Genomic DNA, 2569 nt, shown 5'->3' on the forward strand with positions numbered 1-2569 from the left:
GTGCTCTGAGATCATGCCTTTGATGGCATACTCGAGCAGCTTGGCATCATCAATTTCATCGACGTAACCATTGCGAACATGGTCATAAACACGGGTAAAGGTGCGCAGCTCTTCCAGAGGCAATAGGCCAGTTTCGGTAGCCGCGGGTTTGTCGTCGGCCAGGACGGAGGCAGCTAAAAAGACGGGCGATATAAACAGGCTGAGCAGTATGCCTGGGCCGGCTAGCCGGGTGAAAACAGGTGCTCTAAGCCGGAATGTAAAAGCAGCGCGAAACATAGCGTCTCCGATGACCGCAACAGCTGAAAGATAAACAGTAAACCCGAGCCGCGGAGAGCGCGGCCTAGCGGGCGCACACTAAGCTAAACCATAAAAAAATGACAGGTGTTACCAAAAATAATTCCTGAGCTGCGCGCGCGTTTAACCGCGCGCTAACCAGCCGCCCGGATCTATAGGTTTACCGTTGTGGCGAATTTCAAAATAGAGCCCGGCACTTGCCTGGCCGCCCGAGTTGCCCACAGTGGCGATGGCCTCGCCTGCGTGCACAGGTTCACCGGCTTTTTTCAATAAATTTTGATTGTGTGCGTAGAGGCTTAAATAACCTTCACCGTGATCCACAATCACCAGCAAACCATGGCCACCAAAATAATCGGCAAACACCACGCGGCCATGATGAACTGCAATAACGGAACTGCCCATAGGTGCAGAGATATAAGCACCGCTCCAGCTCATCTGACCCGCAATGCGTGCGCTGCCGAAACGATGGATCATGCTGCCCTGGGTTGGCCAGGGCAAGCGGCCTTTGCGCAGCGAGAATTTTTCGCCACCCTTGGGTAAAGGCACATAACCGGGGGAGTTGATTGCTCCAGTGGTGGCGACACTTTTGGCCACGCGTTCCAGCAAAGCTTGTAGGCGACGGCGATCTTCACTGAGCTGCTTGAGTTCCTGACTTTTGTTTTTGAGTTGGCTGTTCACTTTGGCAAGCGCCTGCTGGCGCTCGCCATGGATGGTTTTGAGTTGCGCGCGCTGGGCGTCCAACTCAGTTTGCATAACGCCTAACTCAAGTGTTTTTTTTTCTATCTCTGGTGTGAGCGCATCAATACGGGTGATGGTATCCAGATAGGTTTGCATTTTGGTCGTGTGCGCTTCCATAAAGTAACTGTGGTATTTCATGATGCGCGACAACTGGTCGGGCGATTCCTGATTCAACAACACCTTGACTTCACTCTGCTCACCAAGCTTATGCGCCGCACGGATCTGTTCAGCGATTTGTGTCTGTTGGTTTTTTAATTTATCCAGCTCTTTATTTTGTTCATTGAGCTGTTTATTAATGTCGCTGGCTTTTTTTTGCAACTCATTAATTTGGGTCTCGGATTTTTCCAGATTTCTTTGTAAATCCGAGCGAGTGCCTTGCACTTGCTTTAATTCTTTTTGCAGCGCTTCAATTTCTTTTTGCAATTTTGCCATTTCGGCCTTTTCATCGGCGTAGGCATGACCTGCAAAAAAAAGGGCCGCACAGAGTAGACTGTTAAGCGTAATAGTTTTGGGAAATACAAAAAAACGCTTCATGTTTTTCAATTATCTGAATAGGCCATTGATCGGGAACGGTAGTCGAGGTAGAGCCAGAGCTCCACCTCGACGAGAATTAACCGAGCGTAATTAAATTTCTGCCGGTCATTTCCGCGGGCTGAGGGATACCCATCAAATGCAACATAGTGGGTGCAACATCAGCGAGTGAACCGCCCGGAGCAATAGTGCCTTTGCGTGAGCTGCAGAAAATAAATGGCACCGGCAAGGTGGAATGCTGGGTGTGTGGCTGGCCGGTTTCTTCGTCGAACATTTCTTCCACATTGCCGTGGTCAGCAGTAATTAGGGCTTCTCCCCCCACTTTTTCTACCGCTGCCAATACGCGCCCCACACAAATATCCACTGCTTCAACGGCTTTAATCGCTGCTTCCATAATGCCGGAGTGGCCCACCATATCGCAGTTGGCGTAGTTGCAAATGATTGCGTCGTATTTGCCCGACTCAATCGCTTCAACTAATTTGTCAGTCACAATCGGCGCGTTCATTTCCGGTTGTAAATCGTAGGTAGCGACTTGTGGAGATGGAACCAAAATACGATCTTCACCGGGATAAACTACTTCATTGCCACTGTTGAAAAAGAAAGTCACGTGCGCGTACTTTTCAGTTTCTGCGATACGCAATTGGGTTTTGCCGAGTTGCGAAATGTAATCGCCGAATGAATTGGTTAAATCTTCCGGTGGAAATGCGATAGGTGCATTGATGCTGGACGCGTATTCGGTAGTTTGTACAAAGTGCGCGATTTCCGGATTCATTTCGCGTTCAAAACCGGTAAAGTTTTCTTCGATCAGCGCATTGGTAATTTCGCGTGCGCGATCAGGGCGGAAGTTCATGAATATTACCGAGTCGCCATCATTAATAGTGGCGACTTCTTCGTCTTCCGCACAGATCACAGTGGCTTTAACAAATTCGTCGTTCTCACCGCGCTCATAGGCGGCTTTCAAACCATCAACCGCTGTGAGTGCATCAAATTCGGCGTCGCCAGTGAC

At 49.5% G+C, this 2569-nt stretch carries 2 protein-coding genes and 1 pseudogene; all 3 read right to left on the reverse strand.

The genetic code is table 11. The annotated features are described in order from the left end of the window. A pseudogene (locus ACWA6V_RS20485) lies at window positions 1–276 on the reverse strand (hypothetical protein); the annotation flags it as partial. Between the two features lie 141 nt (window positions 277–417). Next, window positions 418–1566 carry a murein hydrolase activator EnvC family protein gene (locus ACWA6V_RS20490; protein WP_449524222.1) on the reverse strand — a complete coding sequence of 383 codons (1149 nt, stop codon included), beginning with the start codon at window positions 1564–1566 and terminating at the stop codon, window positions 418–420. A 76-nt stretch (window positions 1567–1642) separates the two neighbouring features. Continuing rightward, window positions 1643–2569: 2,3-bisphosphoglycerate-independent phosphoglycerate mutase (gene gpmI / locus ACWA6V_RS20495; RefSeq protein ID WP_449524223.1), on the reverse strand; the 927-nt coding region annotated here is incomplete at its 5' end.

This window comes from Cellvibrio sp. (genome assembly GCF_053579595.1).

Bases quoted from the DNA above. Each gene is read 5' to 3' on its own strand.
- ACWA6V_RS20490 (WP_449524222.1), bottom strand. From the start codon at position 1,566: ATGAAGCGTTTTTTTGTATTTCCCAAAACTATTACGCTTAACAGTCTA.